Origin of the sequence: Chryseobacterium sp. PCH239 (assembly GCF_018924625.1) — a bacterium.
Taxonomy (GTDB): Bacteria; Bacteroidota; Bacteroidia; order Flavobacteriales; family Weeksellaceae; genus Chryseobacterium; species Chryseobacterium cucumeris.
Genome location: NZ_CP073027.1, coordinates 1,986,748 through 2,011,260 on the forward strand (window position 1 = coordinate 1,986,748; position 24,513 = coordinate 2,011,260).

Here is a 24,513-nt window from a genome sequence, read left to right on the forward strand (position 1 = left end):
TACCATAGCCTGCTCAATTTCTTTTATGTCTTCAGTGGTTAAAAAAGGTAAAAGTTAGAAACTGTATTTCGCACCGATCTGGATCTGGTAAGGATTTCCTGTCAGAGGAACCAAACCGCCTCCACTTACGTTTTTGGTGTATTCGTACTGCATCGTATCTTTATTGAACTTGGTTACCTTATACAAAGAAGTATTTGAGTATGATTTGTTTACCCCCCATTCTTTGTTAAGAAGGTTGGCTACGTTGAAAATATCAACAGAAAGTTCAAAAGCTCCCACTTTATCAAATTTTATTTTCTTAGCTACACGTACATCCCACACGCCATAGAAACCATTTTTTCCACCATTACGTTCTGCAATTTTTCCGTTGTATTCAGTGATATAATCTTTCAGGGCCTGCCCTACCTGCGGATCATCCAGTATGGATTTGGTAAGATTAGGGAAGATAAAAGCAAGATCGTTGGAATCTACGAAGTCGCCGTTGATGTTTCCTCCTGTGGTTGCTGAGAAACGCGTTCCTCCGATTCCTGAATACCTGATCCCCAATGTAAATCCTGCAATGGTAGGAGAGTTTCCATAGATCACGACTTTGTTTCTGAACTGGTTGTCAGAATAGGTCATTCTCAAATCTCTAGGATCACTCTGAATCATGGTAGACAATGTTGCAGAGTTGGCTACGTTTCCGTTGTATGAAGTATTGTCTTTGATATCAGACCATGTATAACTTGCGGTGATTTCTCCATCTTTCCAGTAGCGGTAACTTGTATCGATTACGAATGAGAACTGGTTTACTTTACCATCGCTCACCAATTCCAGTACTCTTCCGAAATTATTATTGATTCTTCCCTGTTTCCAGTCGAAACTTACACTGTTATTGGCATTATTGGTAATAGCTCCTGTAGGAATAAATACTCCCCTTCCACCTTCGTTAGCCAGTGTAAAGAAAGGATTGGCCACCATGTTTCTGTCGTAATAATAGTAATTGTTTCTACCTAAAGCCATATATCCTGCAATTCCTGCTCTGAACCTTTCATTGAAGAAGTGGGTATAAGAAATATTGGCTTTATAAACGATCGGGATTTTTGCATCCTTACCGGTATAGTTGATCGTCGGAATCTGCTTCTGGGAAAGTGACGGAACCGTATTATAATCATCTCTATAGCTGTTGAAATCCGGGAACGGAACATCTTTACCCGTTACATCCACAGTAGCCAGATGTTTTCCATCAAATACAAGGTTATTGATGATCATATAATTGTTGATATCGGAAGAGAAAATTCCGGCACCGAACTTCAGGAAGTCTTTATTTCCTTCATTGATGTTCCAGTCAAACTGGAATCTTGGCTGGATGACAAATGATTTGATCTGGTTATCCGTTCTGATTCCCATTTCATCAAACAGTTTCTGGTTGAATTCTGCTTTCGGGTAACCACCATAATCTAATCTCAAACCAGCCATTAAATCAAGTCCTTTAGCTACTTTGGTCTGGAATTGCCCATAGAGACCGATGTTCCAGATATTTGATCTGACAGACGGATCGGCCACCAAAGGAACTTCTCTATAGAATCTGTAAGGTGTCATGGTCTCAAAATTGCTCATTCCCTGGAAATGGAACCTTCCGTTCACCTCACTTCCGTATACCGATTTTGCTGTTGTATACATAAGGTCTGCCCCAAACGTATATTTTACCTTATCTGTATTGTAATATAAATTATCTACAATCTGGAACACATTATTTCTGAAGCTTTCCTGAGCAAAGCGGTGTCCTCCGATCTGAATATTCGTAGATCCCGCGCTGGAAGATACTCCTTCAACAATAGCTCTCGGTACAGGTTTTCCTAATTGATTGTTCTGGTAACTGTCCTGGAAAGTATAGAGATACTGCGCCTTTAATTCGTTGGTTAAGTTAGGTCTCAGATTTGATCTTAAGGTCAATAATAAACTGTTATCAAGGTTCTTATCATTTCCGTACGACTCAAAAAAGTTGATATTGGTATTGTCACCTAATCCGTTTTTGTTAAGATCGTAAGTAAAGTTATTTCTAAGCGTTAATAAATGCTTTTCATTAATCTGCCAGTCTAGACGTAAGAAACCGGCATCAGAGTTTCTCACTTTATCAAAAGTTCCGAACTGGGGGCTGCTTCCTACTCCATATTTTGCTCTTGCAATATCCAGGAACTGATTAAGCGTCTGCGTAGTTGTGTTGAATCTCTTCTCATCATCCGGAGATTTGATATCAGCAATCACTAAAGGTCTTGAATCCAGCTGATGATCCCATGCTACGAAGAAATGCAATTTATTTTTAATGATCGGACCTCCCAATGAAAATCCGAACTGCGAAGTAGAGAAGTCATTATTTCTTTTGTTTCCTCTGATGTCATATGGACTGGAAAGCCAGTTTGTTCTTAAATATTCCCAGGCACTTCCGGAAAATTTATTGGTTCCTGATTTGGTAACAGCACTTACTGTTCCTCCTCCACTTCTTCCCAATGTAACATCATATTGGTTGGTAGTGATTTTGAATTCACGGACCGCTTCAATGGAGATGGAAAATGGTGCACCGCTTCGGCTCGTTGTTGATCCTGCAGAAGTAGGATTTTTTGCGGTCATCCCGTCAATCGTAAAGTTGGTAGAAGATCCAAGCTGGCCGGAAAGGTTTCCTCCTTTTCCGCTTAACGGAGATAGTTCCGTAAGATTGGTGAAGTTTCGTCCGTTCACCGGAAGCATGCTGATGTTTTTCGCAGAAATTGCAGTAGCTGCTCCCAGGTTTCCGATCTTGTTTTTAAGGTTTCCTGTAATTTTTACTTCCTCAATAGTCTTTTCGTTCCCCAGATCCATATTCACGGTCACCTGATCTCCGAAGTTGACATTATAACCTTCTTTTTTATCATCATTGACAATAACCGTGTAAGGCCCACCAAGAGGAATTTCTTTAAAAATATATTCTCCTTTTGAGTTGGTTTCCGTTTCCGTTCTGAATCCTGTGGACTCGTTCACGATCGTCACTTTCACTTTTTCCTGAGCCGTACTTCCCGGTCCGGTAACTTTCCCTGTAATAGAAGCCTGCGTGGTCTGTGCATAAGCCATTGTCCCAAGCCCTAAAAACAATAATCCCAGTACAATCTTTACTTTTTTCATTTCTTCCGAAGATCTATATTATTAATTTTTTCATGTTAGCCCGGAAACCTCTTTGATTTTCACGATGATAGATCATTATGAGGTTTCTTTCAATCAGATGTGCAAAGGTATTTTGACTTTAAGAGCGGGGTGTTTAAGAAAGTTTTAACATTCTTTTAATTAAATCAGAACTTTATGTTAAATTACTTTAAACACGTGTTTTATTTTCTGTAAAACCAGTAGGTTAAGACATATTAAGCATTTTTAATTTTCCTATACTATTTTATTCTGTTATTTTTTAAATGCAATTACTTTAGTTATTTTTGCTCAAAAGATAGAAAAGCAATGTCTGAAAACATTCAACAAAAGATAGAACAGCTTCGTAAGGAACTTCACCAGCATAACGAAAATTACTACCAACTGGATACTCCCACCATTACAGATTATGAATTTGATATGCTTCTGGAGGAGCTACAGGATCTGGAAGCCAGGTATCCCGAATTCTATGATGAAAATTCTCCTACCGTTCGTGTAGGTGGCGGTGTTACCAAAGTTTTCCCTACGATTCAGCATAAGTTCAGGATGTATTCTCTGGACAATTCCTATGATTTTGACGATCTTGAAGACTGGGAAAAGAGAATCATCAAAACGATTGACGATCCGGTAGAATTCGTTGCTGAGCTGAAATACGACGGTGCTTCCATTTCTATTCTTTATGAAAACGGTAAGCTTTCACAGGCTGTGACCCGTGGTGACGGTTTCCAGGGTGATGAGATTACCCCGAATGTACGTACCATTTCAGATATTCCTCTGACTTTAAAAGGTGATTTCCCTGCTCATTTTTTTATGCGTGGTGAAATTTATCTGACCAGAAAAAACTTTGACAAAATCAATAAACTTCGTGAGGAAGAAGGGCTTGATCCTTTCATGAATCCAAGAAATACTGCCAGCGGAAGTTTGAAAATGCAGGACAGCGCTGAGGTAAGAAAGCGTGGACTTTCTTCCGTATTATACCAGTTTATTTCTGATGAAGTTCCTGCGGAAACCCATTGGGAACTGCTTCAGAAAGCTCAGAGCTGGGGCTTCAAAACCTCCCAGCAGGCCAAATTATGTAAAACAATGGCTGAGGTACAGGAATTTATTACTTTCTGGGACACAGAACGTCATAATCTTCCTTTTGAAATTGATGGTATTGTTTTAAAAGTGAATTCACTACAGCAGCAGAGACAACTTGGCTATACGGCCAAATCTCCGCGTTGGGCTATGGCTTATAAATTTAAAGCGGAAAAAGTAGAAACAGAACTTCAAAGCGTTTCTTATCAGGTGGGAAGAACCGGAGCTATTACTCCTGTTGCTAATCTTAAACCTGTTTTACTGGCCGGAACCATTGTGAAAAGAGCTTCTCTGCACAATGAAGATATCATCAAAAAGCTGGATCTTCATGAACATGATTTCGTGTATGTAGAAAAAGGAGGTGAAATTATTCCGAAAATCGTAGGCGTAAACACAGATAAAAGAACTGAAGAAAGCAAAGAAATTGAATATATCAAACATTGTCCTGAATGTGGTACCGAGCTGGTAAAAATTGAGGATCAGGCCATCCATTTCTGTCCGAACGAGCTTCACTGCCCGCCACAGGTTGTAGGAAGAATGATCCACTATGTTTCCAGAAAAGCTTTGAATATTGATAATCTTGGAAGTGAAACGATTGAACAGCTGTACAGAGAAAGACTGATTGAAAATCCTGCCGACTTCTATGTTTTAACAAAAGAACAACTTCTTCCACTCGAAAGAATGGCTGAGAAATCGGCTCAGAATATCATCACAGGAATTGAAAAATCCAAAGAAATTCCTTTTGAAAAAGTTTTATACGGAATCGGGATCAAACACGTGGGGGAAACAGTTGCCAAGAAACTGGTTAAAAACTTCCCAACGATTGAAGAATTGAAAAATGCAACCGTAGAAGAGCTCTGCCAGGTAGAAGACATCGGAGCTAAAATTGCAGTAAGCATTGTCGATTTCTTCCAGAATTCTGAAAACGTATTGATGATCGAACGATTGAAATCTTACGGAGTACAGCTTGAAAAAGGAGAAAGTACCAATGAGGTTCTATCCAATGTTCTGGAAGGAAAAACTTTCCTGTTCACCGGAAAATTGTCATTATTTACCAGAGAATCTGCTGAGGAAATGGTAGAAAAGCATGGCGGAAAAAATATTTCTGCAGTTTCAAAAAACCTCAACTATCTTGTAGTAGGTGAAAAAGCAGGAAGTAAGCTGAAAAAAGCACAGGATATCGGAACAATTGAAATCCTGGATGAGCAACAGTTTCTGGATTTGATTGAGAAACAGTAAGAGTAATCATTTTAAAACAAAAAGACTGTGAATTTATCACAGTCTTTTTTCTTTTAGCCATTCTTCAATATCCTGATTGGCCTGATTGATCTTCCGTAAGGTATGCTTTGTTCTTATATTCTTCTCTCGCTTCAGCAGTTCTTTCCTTTTGTTCAGCAGTAAGAATATATTCATTCTGATCCAATTCAAAATCCAGAATCTTTTGAATTTCTTCAATAATTCTGGCTTCTTTTAATTGGGTAATCCTGTTAATTGAATCAATTTTTAAATCTGATGTATTCATCTTATGTGATTTAAGATCAAACTTAGAAAATTTAAGTATTACATTAATTAATAGACAAATCTTAATTCTTACAAATAATAGTTTTTCTACTATTTAATATCTCCATTAAAGCACTTGCTTTCACATTCAACAGGTCTGTGTTTATAACACTCCCTTTTCTGCCAAAAGGATCTGGATTACTCTTTATATTAATATAAATAGACTCACTTGTTTTTATTCCCCGGAATGTTGTATTTGAAATATAAAATGAAGAAATATCTTCAAAATTAATTGTTGTTGGTTTTCTCAATAGGTTATAAATGATGATCTGCTTATCAGTAACTGTTAATAAAGGTTTTGTTCGAAATAATAACAAAATTGAATAGACAACTCCTAATGAACAAAGTAAAAATCCAAGATAAAACATGACTATAAGACCCAGACCTGCATTTCCTAATTTTTTATTTAAAAAAGCTAAAATAAAAATGAATGAAATAATCAATACTATAAGACTTTTTATCTTATTCGAGTAAAAGTGAACCTCTTTAGTACGCATTGAGTTCTTATTAAATATTACTTGAAAACAATAATAGTATATGGAGTATTTTGTCCAGATTTAGGTAATATCATCCTGATATGTTCTTTATTCCTGTAGTAATCTATATAAAGTTCTTTGGTGATAATCTTTCCTTTCTCCGTTTCTTTATATCCGGCAGCCAATATCAGTTTAAGATACTGCTCATATTCTTTTTCGTCCTTAAACTCAAACTCAATCCGATCTTCTGATTTTTCTTCTTTGTATTCAAACTTTCCGATTTTCGAGCTATAGTCTGGAGCTTCGTATTCGGTTAAAAGGAAGCTTAAGCCTTCAGTTCTGTCATAAAATTTGAACTGAAGCTGTTTCATTTCCTTTTTAAACTCCTCCATTGTCAGTTTATTGAATCCTTTAAGCTGTTCTACTGTGAAGGTTTGTGCAGAGACCTGAATACCCAGTACAGCTGAAAATAATAAGAGTCCTAAACTTTTTCCCATTGTTATTTTTATCGCAAATATAAAAAATAGGATTTTCAGTTTTGTACTCTCCAGTCATGAAGGACAAGGGTAATAATAACGTCGTTCCATAACTCAAAGCCTATCAACTTAGGTTTTATTGGAAGAATGGAGGTTTCAACCCATTTAGGATCCTCTACAGTATACATTGTCGCATCATATAAGAGATTTTTATCAAAGGGATTACTTACCTGAAGCATCATTCCTTTATGTTTTCTGCCTTCAACATCCTGCGAAAACTCTATTTCTATGGTCTTTGACGGGTTTACATTCTCTTTAACCACCTTCATATATTCCAGTTTTCCCTCTTTAACATCTGCTTCAACAAATAAGTGTTCACCAGGATAAATTTGCAAAGTATTTTCTTCAACAAAATAGGGAGATTTTTTAACTTCTTGCTGATAGTATCTTACAGAATCCACCGGAAGTTTTAAAGTAAAGTTTTCACGAAATTGTTGCTGACTAAAGCAAAAATTCGATATAACTAGTCCCCAAAAAAGAGCAATTGTTTTAATATTCACAGGTTTAGGTTATTTAATTCTATAGCGCTAAAATATAACAATAATCCTTACGAAACCGGCAGTCTGAAATAAAACGTACTTCCATTATTCAGAGAACTCTTCACTCCTATTTCTCCATGTTGCTTCTCAATAAAATTCTTGGAGATTGCTAAACCCAGCCCGGTCCCGTTCTGATGTTCGCCGGGAACCTGAAAATAACGGTCAAAGATCTGGCGGTGGTATTTTTCATCAATTCCGCTTCCGGTATCAATAATACTGAACTGAATGAATAAGTTCTGTTTTTCTACCACAATCTTAATATTTTCATCCTGAAAAGAGTGCTTTACCGCATTGGTAAGAAAGTTATTCATCACCCAGACGGTTTTATCAAAATCTGCGGTCACCGCATCACTGTCTTCCAGAAGATATTCTGTGCTGATGGAGATATTTTTCTGCTCCGCCAGTTTTTCAACATTCTTTACAGCAGTCTGTACAATTTCTTTTGGGGAACATTTTTCTACGGTCAGTCTGATATTTCCGGATTCTACCTGAGAAAGATTCAGCAATTCTCCAGTGATATCCAATAAACGCTGCCCGTCTTCATTGATACTTTTCAACAATTCCTGCTGCTGCGCATTCAGTTCTCCGAACTTTTGGTTTCCAAGAAGCTGAACACCCATTTTGATCGCAGAAATCGGGGTTTTCAATTCATGGGAAATGGTTGCAATGAAGTTGGTTTTGGCAAAATCAAGCTCTTTAAAAGGCGTAATATTTCTCAACAATATTACCTTTCCTATATTTTTTTTCTCCTTTTCCCCTGTTTTTACAATATTGATGGGAATAATATCCTGTTCAAAATAGTTTTCCTTATTATCGCGGACAATTTTAATCGGATCTTTTACCGGATGGTCGATATTTTTCAGCAGTTCACGCATCAGATCATTATTGATGGCTACTTCATGAGCTGTTTTTCCAATAATATCTTCTTTATGGAGATTGGTGATCTTTAAAGCTTCATCATTGATCATGTAGATAAAATGATTCTCATCCAGACCAATTACCGCATCATGCATATTGTTAACCAATGTTTCGATACGTTTTTTATCCATAAGCTGCTTGGAAAGCGTACTACTTTCGTACTCCTGAAGTTTCTCCGCCATGGTATTGAAGGAATCTGCCAGACTGTTGAATTCTTCACTTCCTTTAAAATGAACCCTCTCGCTATAGTTTTTATCGGCAATCTGTTTGATACTGAAGGTCAATTGATTGATAGGCTCTGCAATGGTTTGCGGCAAATTGAAAAGCAGAATAAAAGCAATCAGAAAGCATACCGTACCTAAACTTACGATCCAAAAAGTAGCATTTTCTGCTGTTATAATCGCAATGTCACTTTTTCGTTCTATTCCCTTCATATTCAAAGACATGATCTTCGAAAGATCTTCACGGATAAGCTTTTCTTTATTGATATCGGGAGCTTTAAGGTAGCTGTTGAAATGCAGATTCAGATTCTGAGTGGCTTCTTTTTCTCCAAATTCTGTAAGGTTCTTTTCCTGAAGCTTATTATTTTTTCGAAAATCTGCTATGGCAACGGTACTGTCTGTACTGATATTATCTAACGCCAAAAGCATATTTTTGGAAAATTCCAGGCTGTTGTAATTGGCCGTAAGGATCTTTTCAGTATCGGATTTTAATTTATTGATGTATACAGAACCTATCACTGAAAGCAGAACGATCAGTAAAAATAAAAGGCCCACGCCTAAGGTAAGTTTCGTTTTAAGTTTCATTACTTTTAAGATAAAATAATAATATCTATCTGTCTTTCATTCAGCCTGTTCATAAGGGTATAGATCCAGCTGTATCCCAACATTCGCTGCCAGAAACTGGCGTGAGGTTTTCCAATACAGACCGTCGTGATGTTATGAGCAATCACATATTCCAGAATCCCGTTGTGGACACTGCTTTCTTTGATGCGGACTACTTTGGCACCTAATTCCTGTGCTAAATTAAAATTATTAATTAAATACCGTTGTTTGTCCAATGCAATTTTTTCCGGATTTTCAGAAGGCTTCTGAACGTACAAAACAGTCCATGGACTGTTATAGTAGCTGGCTAATCTGGCAGTTTTACGGATAATTGTTTTGGCAATCTTCTCATTACTGCTGATGCAGGCCAGGAATTTTATGGGCTTAAAATTTTCGGTTTTGATCTCTGTCTCTACCTTTCTTTCCACGTGGGTGGCTACTTCTTTTAAAGCCAGTTCACGAAGTTGAAGAATATGTCCGCTCTGGAAGAAATTACTAAGCGCCGTCTGAATTTTTTCTTTTTTATATATTTTTCCTTCTTTTAAACGGGTCAGCAGCTCATCAGCCGTAAGGTCAATATTGACTACTTCATCTGCTAGCGCCAGTATTTTATCCGGAACCCGCTCTGTTACTTCTACCCCGGTAATTTTCTTTACCTCTTCATTCAGGCTTTCGATATGCTGGATATTCATAGCACTGATGACGTTGATTCCGTTATCAAGAATTTCCAGTACATCCTGCCATCTTTTTTTATTTTTAGAACCTTCTACGTTGGTATGGGCAAGTTCATCTACCAGAACCACTTCAGGATGCTCGTTGATGATAGCCTGAAGATCCATCTCCTCAAGGTTCTTTCCTTTATAAAAAACTGATTTCCTTTCAATTTGAGGAATTCCTTCTACCAGAGCTTCAGTTTCTTCACGGCCATGTGTCTCAATATAGCCAATCTTTACATCAATGCCATTTCGCAAAAGAGAATGAGCTTCCTGAAGCATACGGAAACTTTTTCCTACCCCTGCACTCATCCCGATATAAATTTTGAATTTTCCTTTACGGGATTTTTGAATCAGTTCTAAAAAATCTTTTGCTGATGACATTGATTTTATACTTTTTAATTTTACTTTAAGCACTATTCTCTGTGACTAAACCGATATTAAAACCAGACCGCTAAACTCGATGTTATAAAGAAATTTCCTTTTTTAAATTCATCATTTTTAGCAAAAATGGCATCTTTTGAAGTAAAACCTCTCGCTTCTGTACGGAAAACTACATTTTTGAATATGGCATAGTCTACATTGAGAGAATATCCGAAGGTCTGAAATCCATTGGGAGTTTCTGTACTGATAATCACGCCGTTTTTATCATTATAATATTCCAGTCTTCCCGCTAATGCCCATTTGCTGTCCAATTGATATTTCATCTGAACATTCGGACTGTACCAGATATTATACTGCTCGCTTCCTTTTGATTTCTGCTCAGCGCCAATATCAAATCCCAATACAGCCGAAAACTGATCTGTTATCTGAAAGCTTCCGTACAAATCATGGAAGTAACGCATTCTTTTGTCCTCTTTTGCTTTATCATTCCCTATGAATGAACTGCTGTTCAGGGTAATTTTATCAGTTGGTTTATAGGTTACCTGGTGACCAAAAGAAATACTCTGGTTTCCCTCAGGTTTGGCTATTCTCTGCCATCCGTTCAATACCAGTCCGCTTAAAAACCATCTCCCATTATCTGAAGTATAGGAAATCTTAGCTCCGGTTTCAAAATACGGAGAGTTCTCTGCAGCTAAGCTTCTTGTCAGATTAACATTGTCTTTTCCTATAGCACTTTCCCATCCAATATGGGAAGGCATGATCCCTGCATCAATCCATAAATTCTTATTCTTTGATAATCTGATTCCTACATTGGCTTCGTTTACATAACGCAGTGCATTTTGTTCTGCTGCCATATTATCCTGGGCATAGGTTCCGGCCATTAAAGCTACATTAGCACGGATATTTTCGCTCTGATAATTGGCTTTAACCAATCCCAGGTTAAGGTTCATTTCATTGTGCCTGTTATAGGAATACAAAAAGTTTTGACGAATATGATTACCAGGCTCATTAAAATCATACGTATAAAAAAGTTCTGCATAAGCGGAAAAGGTCACTTTATTACTTGTTTTTAATGAATCTGATGATTGGGCTTTTGAGAAAAACATTCCCAATACGGCTCCTATAACTAAATATTTTTTCACGTTATTTTTATATTATTTAAGAGTATAAGAAGAATTTAGCTATTAAGAAAAGATAAGGATTTACCAGCGAATTATAAATGAGAAATATTTTAAAATCGTAGATTTTTTTGTGTAGCTCCTTCAATCATCTTAATGGCTTCAATTCTTCTTTTTATCATTGTATGATTTGAATTATTTTAATTGATCTAAAGCAATATTAAGCTTCAGAACATTTACTTTTGACGGTCCGAAAAGTCCTAAGAAAGGCTTTTCAGTCTGATTATTAATTAAGCTTTTGATCTCTTCCTCTGAAATACTTCTCACTTTTGCAATTCTTTTTGCCTGGTATAAAGCCCCTTCTTGAGAAATATCCGGATCCAGTCCGCTTCCGCTGGCGGTTACCAATTCTACAGGAACTTTAGCATTACCCATTTCAGGATTGTCCATTTTTAAAGTATCAATTCTTTTCTGTACAATTTCCAGATATTCTTTATTGCTTGGACCTTTGTTGCTTCCTCCACTTCCCGCTGCGTTATAATCGACAGAGGATGGACGACCGTGGAAATATTTTTCAGACTTAAATTCCTGACCGATATTGGCATAAAACTTCTGCCCTTTATTGTAAACAATTTCTCCGTTTCCTTTGTTAGGAAGTATTTTAGAACCTCCATAAACCACTGCCAGATAAATACCAGTAACTAGCAACATGACAAGAGTTAATCTGAATGCTGAAACAATATGATTTTTCATTTTTTTTATTTTAATAGAATAAACTGATTACCAGATCAATGATTTTGATTCCGATGAACGGAACGATTACTCCGCCTAACCCATAGATCAAAAGGTTTCTTCTTAATAATGCACTTGCACCGATGGGCTTATAAGCAACTCCTTTCAACGCCAGCGGAATCAAGAACGGAATAATCACCGCATTGAAAATAACCGCTGATAATATGGCTGTTTCAGGACTGTGAAGGTTCATAATGTTCAGCTTCTGAAGAGAAGGAATAAAAGTGATAAAGAGCGCCGGAATAATGGCAAAATACTTTGCTACGTCGTTTGCAATACTGAAAGTGGTCAACGTTCCTCTGGTCATCAATAGCTGTTTACCGATTTCTACAATTTCGATCAGCTTTGTAGGGTCATTATCCAGGTCTACCATGTTGCCGGCTTCTTTAGCAGCCTGCGTTCCGCTGTTCATCGCAACACCTACATCTGCCTGGGCTAGTGCCGGAGCATCATTGGTTCCGTCTCCCATCATCGCTACCAGCTTACCTTCCTGCTGTTCCTTTTTGATGTAATTCATTTTGTCTTCAGGTTTGGCTTCAGCGATAAAATCGTCTACTCCGGCTTTTTCTGCAATGAATTTTGCAGTCAGAGGATTATCTCCGGTTACCATTACCGTTTTTACACCCATTTTTCTCAGTCTCTGGAAACGTTCCTGAATTCCGGTTTTAATAATATCCTGAAGTTCGATCACGCCCCAAACTTTTTCATTAACCGCTACTACTAAAGGAGTTCCTCCGTTTTCAGAAATTTTGGTTACCGCATCCTGGGTTTCCTGTGGGAAGATATTCCCGGCTTTTTCAGTCAGTTTTTTTATTGTATCGTAAGCTCCTTTACGGATTCTTGTTTCATCAAAATCAATTCCTGAAGTTCTTGTTTCTGCAGTAAAATCGATATAAGTAGGGTTAGCAACTAATAAATCTTCAGGTTTTAAAGCACTTAGTTCAATAATAGATTTCCCTTCCGGTGTTTCATCCGCTACGGAACTTAATGCAGAAGCTTTAATAAATTCTTCAAGCTGAATTCCATTCGCAGGGTGAAATTGGGTTGCTTTTCTGTTTCCGATGGTAATTGTTCCGGTTTTATCCAAAAGCAATACATCAATATCTCCTGCAGTTTCCACTGCTTTTCCACTTTTAGTAATCACATTCGCTCTCAGCGCTCTGTCCATCCCCGCTATCCCGATTGCAGAAAGCAGGCCTCCGATGGTTGTCGGAATAAGACAAACGAAAAGAGATATAAATGCCGCTATGGTAATCGGAGTCTGCGCATAGTCTGCAAAAGGTTTTAAAGTGAGGGTAACAATAATAAATGTAAGCGTGAATCCTGCTAAAAGTATGGTTAATGCGATTTCGTTGGGTGTTTTCTGTCTTGACGCTCCTTCTACAAGAGCAATCATTTTATCTAAAAAGGATTCTCCGGGTTTTGTGGTTACTCTTACTTTAATTCTGTCTGACAATACTTTCGTTCCTCCCGTTACAGAACTTTTGTCTCCACCCGCTTCACGGATGACAGGTGCACTTTCTCCGGTAATAGCAGACTCATCAATGGTAGCAAGACCTTCAATAATCTCACCATCCATCGGAATCTGATCTCCGGCTTCACAAAGGAAAATATCACCTAAGGTCATTTCAGCAGACATCTTCAGTCTTGTTTCTACCTGAAATCCCGGCTTGTTATCAAGTACCAGTTTGGCCGGAGTTTCTTCCCTTGTTTTTCTAAGGGTATCAGCCTGCGCTTTTCCCCTTGCCTCTGCAATAGCTTCTGCAAAATTGGCAAACAAAACGGTGAAAAATAAAATTATAAATACTAAAAAGTTGTAGGAAAAGCTTCCCTGGGTTTTATCACCGGTAAGGCTGAACATGCTTACGATAAACATGACGATGGTTCCGATTTCCACCAGGAACATTACCGGATTTTTAAACATAATTTTCGGATTCAGCTTTACGAAGGACTGTTTTATCGCTTCGTTGACCAAATCTCTTTGAAACAATGTTTGTGACTGATTTTTCATTTTTTTGAAAGAATTTATATCATTGTAAATCAATAGTAACCATCAAGGTCTGCCGGATAATAAGGATAGATATGGATAATATTAAGTGAACGTTTCGTAAGTGTCATACTAGTTTCCTTACACTTTTCAGCTTCCTTAATGGTTGAATATTGATTTTAATTTTTAATGTTCAAATTTATTTTGAGAAATACTGAATCTGCTCTGCAATAGGCCCTAGAGTTAATGCAGGGAAGAAAGACAATGCTGCAATCAGTAAAATCACTGCCAGAGTCATGAATCCGAAAGTTGCCGTATCTGTTTTCAATGTTCCTGAACTTTCAGGGATATATTTCTTCTGTGCCAACAGACCTGCAATGGCTACCGGTCCTATGATTGGGATAAATCTTGAGAGTAACAGTACAATTCCCGTTGAGATATTCCACCAGGGTGTATTGTCTCCCAACCCTTCAAATCCGGATCCGTTATTCGCTGCAGAAGAAGTAAACTCATACAGCATTTCACTGAAACCATGGAAGCCGGGATTATTCAGTGTCTTTGCTCCAAATTCCGGTAGATAAGCCGTTAAAGCGGTTCCTGCAAGAATCAGGAAAGGATGGAATAAAGCGACGATCATAGCAATTTTCATTTCCTTTGCTTCAATCTTTTTACCCATAAATTCCGGCGTTCGTCCTACCATCAGACCACTGATAAACACAGCCAGAATGATAAAGATGAAATAGTTTAGAATTCCGACTCCACAACCTCCGTAGAAGCAGTTGATCATCATCGCAAGCAATTCATTCATTCCCGAAAGCGGCATTGTACTGTCATGCATTGAGTTCACAGATCCTGTTGAAATAACTGTGGTTGCAATACTCCAGTAGCCGGACGCTGCACTTCCGAAACGGATTTCTTTACCTTCCATAGCTCCCAGGCTTTTATCTGTTCCCATTTTTGTGATCAAAGGATTTCCTCCTGTTTCATTCACGATATTCGGAATGGTAAGTGCCAGAAAACCGACCGTCATTACCGTAAAAATCACCCATGAAAGTTTTCTTTTATTCAGATAAAAACCCAGTGCAAATACCAATGCAAACGGAATGATCATCTGAGCGATCATCTCTGTCATATTGGTCATATAATTGGGATTTTCAAGCGGGTGCGCAGAGTTGGCTCCGAAAAATCCACCTCCGTTAGTTCCCAAATGTTTGATCGCAACAAATGCAGATACAGGCCCTCTGGAAACATCAGCTTTCTGACCTTCCAGTGTTATAATGTGATCTTTTCCTTCGAATGTCATCGGACTTCCGTTAATAGAAAGTACTAAGGCAACAATTATACTTACCGGAACCAGAATTCTGATCATTGATTTGGTAAAAAAATCGTAGAAGTTCCCAAGTTCGGTACTTGTTTTTTCTTTAAAAGCCTTGAAAAGGACAGCCATTGCCGCCATTCCCGTTGCAGCCGTAACAAACTGTAAAAACATCAGATAAAGCTGGCTCAGATAACTTACTCCTGTTTCTCCTGAATAATGCTGTAAATTACAGTTCACTAAGAATGAAATGGTTGTATTAAAAGCAAGATCGGGTGACATATTTGGATTCCCATCAGGGTTCAAAGGAAGCCATGCCTGATTCAGCAAAAGAAGGAAACCTATGATGAACCAAACCAGATTGATCGCCAGCATGGCATACATATTCTGTTTCCAGTTCATCTGGCGGGCAGGATTAATTCCCGAAACTTTATAAATTAACTTTTCAATGGGTTCAAAAACCGGATCCAGAAAAGTCTTTTTGTATCCGTAGACATTAGCTATATATTTCCCTAAAAATATTCCGATAACTAATGTGATAGCAAACATTGCTATAATGCCTAAAATCTCTGTATTCATGACTAATTAAAATTTTTCAGGTTTCATTAAAACATAACAGATATACACAAAGGCAAGTATTGAGAGGAAAAATAAACTCCACATAATTTATATTCTATCAAAAAATTCAACTGATTTATACAAAAGCCAAAACAATACTGCAAAAAGCAGAATTAAACTTATGAGCATCATATTTTAATCATTAGGGTTAAAAGGGTCAACAATACGTACGATACAATCAGCAGACTAAAAGTCGAGTGCTCCCGTTTTTTAAACGTTTTTCTTGAAATTGTCATTTTTAAATATTTTATTCGAAGACTATATGCCAAAAGAAAGTCCATTCTGAAAAACAAGCACCCAAACAATTGAATAACAATATATTAAAACTAAATGCTAAACTATATAAAAACAGAAAAGCCTATCAAAATGATAGGCTCTTTATTAAAATGATAAAAGGTTTATTTTAATCCGTATTCTTCAAGTTTACGGTACAATGTGGCAATACCGATTTCCAGTAAACGGGCAGCTTCTGCCTTGTTACCTTTTGTATACTGTAGAACCTTCTGTATGTGTATTTTTTCCAGTGATCTGATACTTAAAGAATCACTTTCAGGAACAGCTTTTTCCGAATAATGGGGAAGACTTTCTGCGTCAAGGATATTGTTATCCATCAAAATCAAGCTGCGTTCCACGGCATTTCTCAGTTCACGGATATTTCCTTTCCAGTCGTTTCGTTCCAGTACTTTATAGTAATCAGGATTTACCTGAACCCCTGTCAGATGAAGTTTATGAGAAAAAATATCTATAAAATGCTTGGCAATAGCTTTCAGGTCTTCTTTTCGTTCTCTTAATGGCGGAAGCGTGATCTCAAAGACATTCAGCCTGAAATAAAGGTCTTCTCTGAAATTTCCCTGCTTTATTTCATCTATCAGGTCTCTGTTGGTAGCAGCAATTAACCTGAAGTCAGATTTAGAAACTTTGGTTTCACCCATTTTGATAAATTCCCTGGTTTCTAAAACTCTGAGCAGTTTTGCCTGAAGTTCTATTGGCATCTCACCGATTTCATCCAAAAACAGAGTTCCTCCGTTAGCTTCTTCAATCAATCCTTTCTTATCTTTCAAAGCTCCAGTAAAAGCACCCTGTTTATGACCAAAAAGCTCGCTTTCCAGAATTTCTTTACTGAATGCTGAACAATTAATCGCTACAAAACTGTTTTTCTTCCTTTCACTTCCTTCGTGAATGGCACTCGCAAAAACTTCCTTACCCGTTCCGGTTTCCCCTGTAAGAAGAACAGCAGCATCCGTTAAAGCTACTTTTTCAGCCAGTTTCTTAGCCTGCAAAATAAGTGGTGATTTACCTATTATCTGATTAAATCCTTTCGTCACAGCCTGCTGAACAACCCTCGATTTATTGTCTTTTACCTTATCAAGAGCCTTATACACCAATGGGATTATTTTCTCATTATCATCTCCTTTCACCAGATAATCATAAGCACCATTCTTCATAGCCTGTACAGCATCCGTAATATTACCGAATGCCGTCATCAGGATAATTTCAAGCTGTGGATATTTAGTTTTGATAGCCTTTACCAGCTCTACCCCAAAAGCATCAGGCAGACGAACATCGCTCAGAACAACATCAAATTCATATTGCTCCAGCATGGTCATTGCCGAACGTGCCGTAGAAGCTTCTTTTACATTAAAATTTTCTTGGGAAAGGATCATTCCTAGTAATTTAAGGAGTTTGATCTCATCATCGATGATCAGAATATTTCCTGACATTGTAATTATTTTTGAAAAACTAGTACAAACTTATTGAATTTATTCGAGGAAAACGGGGTAATAGAAGGAAATAGTTTACTTAACACCATTTGAGATATCAGGAGCTGTTTCCCGCTATCCATTCATACTCCTCGCGCCTGTGCTCCCGCCCTGAGTAAAGCCGCACGTCTCCATGCCTGCTACGGGGTAACCATTCCTATCGGGGCTAGGATGATGAATGAATCATCAATGATAAATTATAAAATGATGTAACGAAGTTCGGGATACGGATTCAGTGGTTATCTTTTCCAATGGAGTTATTGGTTGCAATGGCGTCTTTCTTTTTATTTGGCCTGCTTCTTTTCTACTGTGTCATTCCGCAGGAATCCAGCCTCCTTTATTATAGTCTTTAAAGGATTAAAAAGGTAAAAGTAATATTTGAGTTATGTGCTAATACTTTGTTGAGACTCCTACTGAGTGACAATTGGAGTGTATGCTGTCCAGCATAAGTAATAAATGATAAGTGATAGTTGATTGATGTATCGTTTATCAATTATTATTCATTGCTCATTACTTATAAGCTTAACTTGGGTATATAACAAAAAAACCTTTATCGTAAAGATAAAGGTTTTTTAAAAATAAAATAAAAACTGGCGGCGGCCTACTCTCCCGCGTTAGCAGTACCATCGGCGCTGGTGGGCTTAACTTCTGTGTTCGGAATGGGAACAGGTGAGCCCCACCGCTAAAACCACCCTAAAGAAGGTATATAAGATATCAGAGGATAGATTTCAGATTTCAGACTTCAAGGTCTGGTATCTGATGTCTTATATCTGACATCTGTTTTAAGCGATAAAAACTTTCACAAAGACAAAACCTTCACTGCGCATAAAGCACCTGGTTTATATTAGTAACCATAGACTATAAATCTACGGGTAATTAGTACTACTTGGCTATGACATTACTGTCTTTACACCTATAGCCTATCAACGTCGTCATCTACAACGACCCTTAAAAGATGTCTCATCTTGAGGCGAGTTTCGCACTTATATGCTTTCAGTGCTTATCTCTTCCAAACGTAGCTACTCAGCGGTGCACCTGGCGGTACAACTGATACACCAGAGGTTTGTTCAATTCGGTCCTCTCGTACTAGAATCAAGCCCTCTCAAACATCTAACGCCCGCAATAGATAGAGACCGAACTGTCTCACGACGTTCTGAACCCAGCTCGCGTGCCACTTTAATGGGCGAACAGCCCAACCCTTGGGACCTTCTCCAGCCCCAGGATGTGACGAGCCGACATCGAGGTGCCGAACCTCCCCGTCGATGTGAGCTCTTGGGGGAGACTAGCCTGTTATCCCCGGAGTACCTTTTATCCTATGAGCGATGGCCCTTCCATACGGAACCACCGGATCACTATGTCCTGCTTTCGCACCTGATCGACTTGTAGGTCTCACAGTCAAGCACCCTTATGCCATTACACTCTACGCACGGTTACCAAGCGTGCTGAGGGTACCTTTGAAAGCCTCCGTTACTCTTTTGGAGGCGACCACCCCAGTCAAACTACCCACCACGCAATGTCCTTCTGAAAGAAGTTAGGCTCCAAGTAAGTAAAGGGTGGTATTTCAACGTCGGCTCCACAAACACTAGCGTGCCTGCTTCAAAGCCTCCCACCTATCCTACACATTACTTACTCAAAGTCAATACGAAGTTATAGTAAAGGTTCACAGGGTCTTTTCGTCCCATTGCGGGTAATCGGCATCTTCACCGATACTACAATTTCACCGAGCTCGTGGCTGAGACAGTGCCCAGATCGTTACACCATTCGTGCAGGTCGGAACTTACCCGACAAGGAATTTCGCTACCTTAGGACCGTTATAGTTACGGCCGCCGTTTACTGGGGCTTCAGTTAATGCCTTCGCTTACGCTAAGCACCTTCCTTAACCTTCCAGCACCGGGCAGGTGTCAGACCCTATACAGCATCTTTCGATTTAGCAGAGTCCTGTGTTTTTGATAAACAGTCGCCTGGGCCTCTTCACTGCGGCCAACATTGCTGTTGGCGTCTCTTCTTCCGAAGTTACGAGACTATTTTGCCTAGTTCCTTAGCCACGACTCACTCGAGCACCTTAGGATTCTCTCCTCGACCACCTGTGTCGGTTTTGGTACGGGTTGCTTCACTTCGGCTTTTCTTGGATCAGATTACACTACAGCAGCTTCGCCCGAAGGCTAGGCCTTGACTATTCCGTCAGTCTCCAGCAGCTACATCCAACCGTCCCCTTTTATTGTGAGCAAGTATGGGAATATTAACCCATTGTCCATCCACTACCCCTTTCGGGTTCGCGTTAGGTCCCGACTAACCCTCAGCTGATTAGCATGGCTGAGGAAGCCTTGGTCTTTCGGTGAGCAGGTTTCTCGCCTGCTTTATCGTTACTTATGCCTACATTTTCTTTTCTATCCGCTCCACAATACCTCACAGTACTGCTTCGGCGCAAATAGAATGCTCTCCTACCAGATATATCTAAAATATAAATCCATAGCTTCGGTAATATGTTTATGCCCGATTATTATCCATGCCGGACCGCTCGACTAGTGAGCTGTTACGCACTCTTTAAATGAATGGCTGCTTCCAAGCCAACATCCTAGCTGTCAATGCAGTCCAACCGCGTTGCTTCAACTTAACATATATTTGGGGACCTTAGCTGTTGGTCTGGGTTCTTTCCCTCTCGGACATGGACCTTAGCACCCATGCCCTCACTGCCGTAGAACATTTATTAGCATTCGGAGTTTGTCAGGAATTGGTAGGCGATGAAACCCCCGCATCCAATCAGTAGCTCTACCTCTAATAAACTTATATACGACGCTGCACCTAAATGCATTTCGGAGAGTACGAGCTATCTCCCAGTTTGATTGGCCTTTCACCCCTACCCACAGGTCATCCGAAGACTTTTCAACGTCAACCGGTTCGGTCCTCCACTCTGTGTTACCAGAGCTTCAACCTGCCCATGGGTAGATCACAAGGTTTCGCGTCTAATCCTACTAACTATGCGCCCTATTCAGACTCGCTTTCGCTCCGGCTCCGGTACTTAATACCTTAACCTCGCTAGTAAAATTAACTCGTAGGCTCATTATGCAAAAGGCACGCCGTCACAGCATTACGCTGCTCCGACCGCTTGTAGGCGTACGGTTTCAGGTTCTATTTCACCCTTCTATTCGAAGTGCTTTTCACCTTTCCTTCACAGTACTTGTTCACTATCGGTCTTTCAGGAGTATTTAGCCTTGGAGGATGGTCCCCCCATATTCAGACAGGATTTCACGTGTCCCGCCCTACTCATTTATCATCTCTATATGCCTTTCGAGTACAGGATTATCACCTTCTATGATTGTTCTTTCCAGAACATTCCTCTAAACATAAAAAGACTTTTGGGCTAATCCGCTTTCGCTCGCCACTACTTACGGAATCTCTTCGATTTCTTTTCCTCCGGGTACTTAGATGTTTCAGTTCTCCGGGTTTGCTCCTCTTACGAGGTGACATATCTTCAATATGCCGGGTTGCCCCATTCGGATATCTGCGGATCAATTCGTGTGTGCCAATCCCCGCAGCTTTTCGCAGCTTACCACGTCCTTCGTCGCCTCTGAAAGCCTAGGCATCCGCCATACGCCCTTAACGATTTCTTTCCTATTGGTTACTCAAGCGCTTTATGCGCTCGGTTTTCTCTTTGTGATGTCTTTACCGTTAATGTCAATGATCTTAATTTCTTTCTTTCAAACTGATGAACAAATGTTGTTTTTGGCTCCATTCGTAACTTTTAAATCAGTCTTCCAAAACTGTGGAGAATAAGGGAGTCGAACCCTTGACCTCCTGCGTGCAAGGCAGGCGCTCTAGCCAGCTGAGCTAATTCCCCTCTAGTAGACTTTAGATATCAGATTCCAGATCTCAGACCTAAATGTCTGATGTCTAATAGCTGATCTCTTCCTGTCTTTCAATTAGTAGTCTCGGGCAGGCTCGAACTGCCGACCTCTACATTATCAGTGTAGCGCTCTAACCAGCTGAGCTACGAGACTGTCTTTTAGACGTAAAAGATGATAGACTGATAGATAACAGACTAATTTCTTCGTCTTTCTCTCTCTGCTTTTATCTTCTTTGCCTCTCTCAATCCCTTTACTAATTTCTAGTGGGTTTTGTATTTTTATATATCAACCAAACAAAAAACTAAAGCTATACTTTAAGTAAGTATTTTGTATCTTACGATACTGATTTTGTTTAACGTCCTAAGACGCTCTAAAATGAGATGTTCCAGCCGCACCTTCCGGTACGGCTACCTTGTTACGACTTAGCCCTAGTTACCTGTTTTACCCTAGGCAGCTCCTGTTACGGTCACCGACTTCAGGTACCCCAGACTTCCATGGCTTGACGGGCGGTGTGTACAAGGCCCGGGAACGTATTCACCGCGCCATGGCTGATGCGCGATTACTAGCGATTCCAGCTTCATAGAGTCGAGTTGCAGACTCCAATCCGAACTGAGACCGGCTTTCGAGATTTGCATCACTTCGCAGTGTAGCTGCCCTCTGTACCGGCCATTGTATTACGTGTGTGGCCCAAGGCGTAAGGGCCGTGATGATTTGACGTCATCCCCACCTTCCTCTCTACTTGCGTAGGCAGTCTCACTAGAGTCCCCAACTTAATGATGGCAACTAGTGACAGGGGTTGCGCTCGTTGCAGGACTTAACCTAACACCTCACGGCACGAGCTGACGACAACCATGCAGCACCTTGAAAAATGTCCGAAGAAAAGTCTATTTCTAAACCTGTCATTTCCCATTTAAGCCTTGGTAAGGTTCCTCGCGTATCATCGAATTAAACCACATAATCCACCGCTTGTGCGGGCCCCCGTCAATTCCTTTGAGTTTCAAACTTGCGTTCGTACTCCCCAGGTGGCTAACTTATCACTTTCGCTTAGTCTCTGAAACTTACATTCCAAAAACGAGTTAGCATCGTTTACGGCGTGGACTACCAGGGTATCTAATCCTGTTCGCTCCCCACGCTTTCGTCCATCAGCGTCAGTTGTTGCTTAGTAACCTGCCTTCGCAATTGGTGTTCTAAGTAATATCTATGCATTTCACCGCTACACTACTTATTCCAGCTACTTCAACAACACTCAAGACCTGCAGTATCAATGGCAGTTTCACAGTTAAGCTGTGAGATTTCACCACTGACTTACAGATCCGCCTACGGACCCTTTAAACCCAATAAATCCGGATAACGCTTGCACCCTCCGTATTACCGCGGCTGCTGGCACGGAGTTAGCCGGTGCTTATTCGTATAGTACCTTCAGCTACCCTCACGAGGGTAGGTTTATCCCTATACAAAAGAAGTTTACAACCCATAGGGCCGTCGTCCTTCACGCGGGATGGCTGGATCAGGCTCTCACCCATTGTCCAATATTCCTCACTGCTGCCTCCCGTAGGAGTCTGGTCCGTGTCTCAGTACCAGTGTGGGGGATCACCCTCTCAGGCCCCCTAAAGATCGTAGACTTGGTGAGCCGTTACCTCACCAACTATCTAATCTTGCGCGTGCCCATCTCTATCCACCGGAGTTTTCAATACCGAATGATGCCATTCAGTATATTATGGGGTATTAATCTTCCTTTCGAAAGGCTATCCCCCAGATAAAGGCAGGTTGCACACGTGTTCCGCACCCGTACGCCGCTCTCAAGATCCCGAAAGATCTCTACCGCTCGGCTTGCATGTGTTAGGCCTCCCGCTAGCGTTCATCCTGAGCCAGGATCAAACTCTCCATTGTATGTTTGTCTGACTCACTCAAAGTTTTTAACGCTTTAGTTTTTCCTTACTTGGTTGTTATATTGTATGTCAATGATCTTTATATCTTTCGCTTTTCAACGAAGCAATCTCTCTGTCAGTGTCGCTCCGTATTTGCGAGTGCAAAAGTAAAACTTTATTTTTTAATGACCAAATGTTTTTGAAGAAAATTTTAAAGTTTTTTAAGTAACCTTAATCCTTCTCAAAACTTCAATCTCTATACTCCTGCGCTCCCTCTAATTGGGACTGCAAAGATACAAACTCTTTTTAAACTGGCAACTTTTTTTTACAAAAAGTTTTAAAGTTTTTTTCGTCCGTCTCTTTTTGGAAGTAATATCGTTTCTGCCCATCTAAAGGCTCTTCTGCGCTACTGAATGTCTTTCGTTTTTCAGTGGGGCAAAGATAGTAACTTCATACAAAGCAAAACAAGTTTATTTAACATAAATTTTACATTAGGGTGATATTTGTCCCTAAAGGACTGGGTAGCAGGGTGAAAAATTTTAAACATTTGTTTGGAAGATCGGGGTGAGAGCGTGGGAGTGTGGGAGAGTTTGAGCGTTTGAGGGGGAGAGAGGAGGATTCGGGGTGCGGGATGCGGGGTTGGGGTGGCTATGATCAAATAAAGTATATATTATATAATAGAGAGACTAGACTAGAGAGCTGACTTTCCTCGACGAAGACTGAAGAGTATATTTAATATATAAATATAGAGTAATAAGATTTAACTCCTGTACCCGTAATTAATTATAATGCTTCGACTCAGCTCAGCATGACATGGCTAATACTAACTGCTAAAAGACCTTAGATATTATCCTGCCAACTTACAAGCGTTCTTGTAAAGAATTTGGATTCCTGCGGAATGATACAATGGGAATAGGGATTTATACTCAATAATATGTTTCCATAGAATTCTGCAATATGAAAATTCAAACCAATATTCCTTTTATACATGGAGACCCAAATCTCGAAACACAATAACCAGAACCTCATC

13 protein-coding genes, 2 tRNA genes and 3 rRNA genes are annotated in these 24,513 nt (G+C 39.6%); 1 reads left to right on the forward strand and 17 read right to left on the reverse strand.

From position 1 onward, the window contains the following. Positions 1 to 54 precede the first annotated feature (54 nt). Positions 55 to 3,138, reverse strand: a complete 3,084-nt coding sequence (locus KBP46_RS09035) for a TonB-dependent receptor (protein WP_216445173.1) — start codon at positions 3,136 to 3,138, stop codon at positions 55 to 57. Between the two features lie 324 nt (positions 3,139 to 3,462). Here KBP46_RS09035 and ligA point away from each other — a divergent pair, with 324 nt between their 5' ends. Continuing rightward, complete coding sequence (ligA, locus tag KBP46_RS09040) at positions 3,463 to 5,469, forward strand: NAD-dependent DNA ligase LigA (protein ID WP_216445174.1); 2,007 nt, start codon at positions 3,463 to 3,465, stop codon at positions 5,467 to 5,469. Positions 5,470 to 5,533: 64 nt separating this feature from the next. Here the strand turns inward: ligA and KBP46_RS09045 are convergent, their stop codons facing one another. From KBP46_RS09045 to KBP46_RS09120, 16 genes are all read right to left on the reverse strand, one after another. Further along, positions 5,534 to 5,752 (reverse strand): hypothetical protein, encoded by a 219-nt coding sequence (locus tag KBP46_RS09045; protein WP_228432274.1) that lies wholly within the window; start codon positions 5,750 to 5,752, stop codon positions 5,534 to 5,536. Positions 5,753 to 5,813: 61 nt separating this feature from the next. Further along, on the reverse strand, positions 5,814 to 6,287 hold the full coding sequence (locus KBP46_RS09050) for a hypothetical protein (RefSeq protein ID WP_216445175.1): 474 nt from the start codon (positions 6,285 to 6,287) through the stop codon (positions 5,814 to 5,816). A gap of 17 nt (positions 6,288 to 6,304) precedes the next feature. After that, complete coding sequence (locus KBP46_RS09055) at positions 6,305 to 6,763, reverse strand: hypothetical protein (RefSeq protein ID WP_123278201.1); 459 nt, start codon at positions 6,761 to 6,763, stop codon at positions 6,305 to 6,307. Positions 6,764 to 6,798: 35 nt separating this feature from the next. Continuing rightward, positions 6,799 to 7,302: a hypothetical protein gene (locus KBP46_RS09060; RefSeq protein ID WP_123278202.1), complete on the reverse strand. Its 504-nt coding sequence runs from the start codon at positions 7,300 to 7,302 to the stop codon at positions 6,799 to 6,801. A 47-nt stretch (positions 7,303 to 7,349) separates the two neighbouring features. Beyond that, positions 7,350 to 9,065, reverse strand: a complete 1,716-nt coding sequence (locus tag KBP46_RS09065) for an ATP-binding protein (RefSeq protein WP_216445176.1) — start codon at positions 9,063 to 9,065, stop codon at positions 7,350 to 7,352. A 5-nt stretch (positions 9,066 to 9,070) separates the two neighbouring features. After that, positions 9,071 to 10,180: a histidine kinase gene (locus tag KBP46_RS09070; protein WP_110011850.1), complete on the reverse strand. Its 1,110-nt coding sequence runs from the start codon at positions 10,178 to 10,180 to the stop codon at positions 9,071 to 9,073. 56 nt (positions 10,181 to 10,236) lie between these two features. After that, complete coding sequence (locus KBP46_RS09075; protein ID WP_216445177.1) at positions 10,237 to 11,322, reverse strand: porin; 1,086 nt, start codon at positions 11,320 to 11,322, stop codon at positions 10,237 to 10,239. A 171-nt stretch (positions 11,323 to 11,493) separates the two neighbouring features. Further along, entirely contained in the window at positions 11,494 to 12,051 is a 558-nt protein-coding gene (gene kdpC / locus KBP46_RS09080) for a potassium-transporting ATPase subunit KdpC (RefSeq protein ID WP_120232939.1), read from the reverse strand. A 10-nt stretch (positions 12,052 to 12,061) separates the two neighbouring features. Further along, positions 12,062 to 14,101: a potassium-transporting ATPase subunit KdpB gene (gene kdpB, locus KBP46_RS09085; protein ID WP_120232938.1), complete on the reverse strand. Its 2,040-nt coding sequence runs from the start codon at positions 14,099 to 14,101 to the stop codon at positions 12,062 to 12,064. A 175-nt stretch (positions 14,102 to 14,276) separates the two neighbouring features. After that, positions 14,277 to 15,971, reverse strand: a complete 1,695-nt coding sequence (gene kdpA, locus KBP46_RS09090) for a potassium-transporting ATPase subunit KdpA (protein ID WP_216445178.1) — start codon at positions 15,969 to 15,971, stop codon at positions 14,277 to 14,279. Positions 15,972 to 16,408: 437 nt separating this feature from the next. Further along, complete coding sequence (locus KBP46_RS09095) at positions 16,409 to 17,731, reverse strand: sigma-54 dependent transcriptional regulator (protein WP_062676470.1); 1,323 nt, start codon at positions 17,729 to 17,731, stop codon at positions 16,409 to 16,411. 627 nt (positions 17,732 to 18,358) lie between these two features. Further along, positions 18,359 to 18,466, reverse strand: a 5S ribosomal RNA gene (rrf, locus tag KBP46_RS09100). Positions 18,467 to 18,626: 160 nt separating this feature from the next. After that, positions 18,627 to 21,381: ribosomal RNA gene (locus KBP46_RS09105) — 23S ribosomal RNA — on the reverse strand. Positions 21,382 to 21,534: 153 nt separating this feature from the next. After that, a tRNA-Ala gene (locus KBP46_RS09110) sits at positions 21,535 to 21,608 on the reverse strand. An 86-nt stretch (positions 21,609 to 21,694) separates the two neighbouring features. Beyond that, a tRNA-Ile gene (locus tag KBP46_RS09115) sits at positions 21,695 to 21,768 on the reverse strand. A 220-nt stretch (positions 21,769 to 21,988) separates the two neighbouring features. Beyond that, a 16S ribosomal RNA gene (locus KBP46_RS09120) occupies positions 21,989 to 23,505 on the reverse strand. The 16S, 23S and 5S rRNA genes sit together here with 2 tRNA genes alongside, the layout of an rRNA operon. Between the last annotated feature and the right edge of the window lie 1,008 nt (positions 23,506 to 24,513).